Source organism: Saccharopolyspora sp. 6V, assembly GCF_020176785.1.
Lineage (GTDB): Bacteria > Actinomycetota > Actinomycetes > Mycobacteriales > Pseudonocardiaceae > Saccharopolyspora_C > Saccharopolyspora_C gregorii.
Genome location: NZ_JAIUKB010000226.1, coordinates 1 through 2,532, shown reverse-complemented (window position 1 = coordinate 2,532; position 2,532 = coordinate 1). Strand labels below are relative to the sequence as shown.

The 2,532-nt window shown below is 74.5% G+C and carries 4 protein-coding genes; 2 read left to right on the top strand and 2 right to left on the bottom strand.

Features of this window, described 5'->3' with window-relative positions:
* Together LCD35_RS29625 and LCD35_RS29620 are read left to right on the top strand one after the other, a co-directional pair.
* Positions 1–332 (top strand): glycosyl hydrolase-related protein (locus tag LCD35_RS29625; RefSeq protein ID WP_225045316.1); only part of this gene is annotated, 332 nt, incomplete at its 5' end.
* A gap of 572 nt (positions 333–904) precedes the next feature.
* Positions 905–1,213, top strand: a complete 309-nt coding sequence (locus LCD35_RS29620) for a DUF6221 family protein (protein WP_224963286.1) — start codon at positions 905–907, stop codon at positions 1,211–1,213.
* Between the two features lie 5 nt (positions 1,214–1,218).
* On the opposite strand, the gene LCD35_RS29615 is transcribed toward LCD35_RS29620, so the two are convergent.
* Entirely contained in the window at positions 1,219–1,479 is a 261-nt protein-coding gene (locus LCD35_RS29615; protein ID WP_224969042.1) for a DUF3040 domain-containing protein, read from the bottom strand.
* Between the two features lie 75 nt (positions 1,480–1,554).
* Positions 1,555–2,403: a class I SAM-dependent methyltransferase gene (locus LCD35_RS29610; RefSeq protein WP_224963282.1), complete on the bottom strand. Its 849-nt coding sequence runs from the start codon at positions 2,401–2,403 to the stop codon at positions 1,555–1,557.
* Positions 2,404–2,532 lie beyond the last annotated feature (129 nt).

The window sequence follows — 2,532 nt, the reverse complement described above, 5'->3', positions numbered from 1 at the left end:
CCCCACGCACCCTCCCCGGCGGCAACCCCGTCCCACCCCTGATCACCCTCGACAACCCCGACGTCATCGTCGAAGCCCTCAAACCCGCCGAAGACCGCAGCGGCGACATCATCGTCCGCCTCTACGAATCCCGCGGCGGCCGCGCCACCACCACCCTCACCCCGCACTTCCCCCACACCGCGATCACCCGAACCGACCTGCTCGAACGCCCCACCGGCGAACCCCAGTACCACGCCGAACCCATCACCCTGCGCCCCTTCGAAATCCGCACCCTCCGCATCACCCGAACCGGTGCCGAGACCAAAGGAGCGGACCCGGACCCGACCCGGTGAAACGCGCGGCGCGCCGGGGTGAACACCACCCGGATCCGGTGATCGCCGCGCGCCCCACCACCACGCGCTCCGCATCATGGCCGCAGAGCCCGCACCGACCGCACACCGCGCCGGACGGCTCACCGGACCGCGTCCCCCGGGGCGCGGGCGAAAAAGGGGGGGGGGGGGGGGGGGGGGGCGGGCCGCCCCCCCCCCCCCGCCCCCCCCCCCCCCCCCCCCGCCCCCCCCCCCCCCCCCCCCCCCCCCCCCCCCCCCCCCCCCCCCCCCCCCCCCCCGCGCCACCGCGCACCGACTCTCGCGGGTGATCCGCACACCCCGCCATGGGTACCGTCGAACGATCGAACGAACGACGACGGAGGTACGCCCCGTGCTCGTGGCAGCCACCGGCGCACCAGGCGCCACGAGCCGCGCAGTGCTCGACACCCACTCGAACCACCACGCCCAGGCATGACCCCCGCACACCGCGTCACACCCGGCCCCCTGCCACGTCCCCACCCGAGCGGGCCGACAACCGGCACCGCACGCCGAACGGCAGAACGGGCGGTACCCGCGTACCGCGGTGGGGGACGACCATGAACCGGTTCGCCGAGTTCCTGCGACGACAGATCGACATCGACCTGGAACTGCTGCGCTGGGTGCGCGAAGACGTCGAAGCGGGCAACGCCAAACCCTGCGGCGGCACCGTCTTCCGCGGCTTCCGCGAATGCGAGCTCAAGACCAGGCTGCTGCGCCAGCACCAGCTCTGCGGCTCCGGCACCGGACCCTGCGACCGGCTCGGCGAGGCCTACCCGCCCGAAGACGAACGCGGCTGCGCCACCCGAGCCCTGCTCGGCCTGCCCTACGCCGACCGGCCCGGCTACCGCGCCCGCTGGCGCCCCTGACCGCCTCAGGACGTCAACAACCGCCAGCCCCGCGCCGCGAGCAGCGCCGTCGCCAACAACCCCGCCAGCAGGAAACCCGCCACCTCACCGAGCACCATGCACAACAACGCCGCCACCACCGCGACGCAACCCAGCACGACCCGCACCCCGGGCCGCGACCGGCCGGGCAGCTCCGCGCGCCGCAACCGGTCGGCGAAATCGGGGTCCTGCAGAACCAGACCCTTCTCGATTTCCGCGATGCGGCGGCGTTCGTGCCTGGGCAGCATGACCTCGACCTCCCTGGAGTGGACCGACAACCGGCTACCCGCGAGAACGAGATCCCTACACCCCGCAGCCGCAGGTCACGGCCGCCGCGCCCGCACCAGCCACGCCGCCGACTCGAACAGCACGCCCCGCTCGGACTCGTGCTCGGTGAGCAGCGCCAGCAGCCGCGCCTCCGCCCGCTCCCGCTGCGGCGCCTCCAGCCCGGCCAGCAACCCGGAGAACTGCCCGGTGACGAACCGGAACGCGTCCGCGGCGTCCCGGCCGAAGTACATCCGCTCCCGCAGCCCGTCCAACCGCACCCGTTCGAAACCCGCCGACTCCAGCAACGCCCGCACCACCGCCGGCTCGCTCATCGACAGCGGACCCGGCCCGTCCACCGGCGGCGCGCCCTCGCGTCCACCGGAGAGCACCGAGCGGAACCCGCCCATCCACGGGTTGTGCTCCGCCGGCTGCCAGGTCAGCAGCGCCAGCCCACCGCCCGGCGTCAACGCCCGCCCGAGGTGGGTGAACGCGTCGCGGGGCGCGCCGAAGAACATCGCCCCGTGCCTGCTCAGCACCAGGTCGACGGTGGGGAAGGGGTGAACCTGCGCGTCAGCCCGCTCGAACGACGCGTTCGCCACCCCTTCCCGCTGCGCCAGCACCCGGGCCAGCTGCACCAGGGGCGCCGAGAGATCGACCCCGTGCGCCCAGCCCGCCGCCGCGCGCCGCGCCGCGTCCCGGGTGACCTTCCCGCTGCCGCAGCCGACGTCGAGCACCCGCGCGGCCGGGCCGATCTCGGCCGCGTCCAGGAACAGCTCGTGGTAGGCGGCGACGCCCTCGTCGAAGCGCTCGGCGCGCTCCGCCCAGAACTCGCCCTGCTCGCCGTCCCACGCCCGGGACTGGGCGGCGTTCGACGGGGCGATCGCGATCTCGGGCTGCTCGGCCATGTGCTTCCCCCAGCGGTGCGGTGAACGGTGCGTTCGGGGAGGGGAGTCTATGGGGCGCCACGTTCAGCCGTAGTGACCGGGGCTGACGAACAGAGCCTCAGCTCTGACCGCGACGGGCGGCCGAGCTCA

Bases quoted from the DNA above. Each gene is read 5' to 3' on its own strand.
- LCD35_RS29620 (WP_224963286.1), top strand. From the start codon at position 905: ATGAACCGGTTCGCCGAGTTCCTGCGACGACAGATCGACATCGACCTG.
- LCD35_RS29615 (WP_224969042.1), bottom strand. From the start codon at position 1,479: ATGCTGCCCAGGCACGAACGCCGCCGCATCGCGGAAATCGAGAAGGGT.
- LCD35_RS29610 (WP_224963282.1), bottom strand. From the start codon at position 2,403: ATGGCCGAGCAGCCCGAGATCGCGATCGCCCCGTCGAACGCCGCCCAG.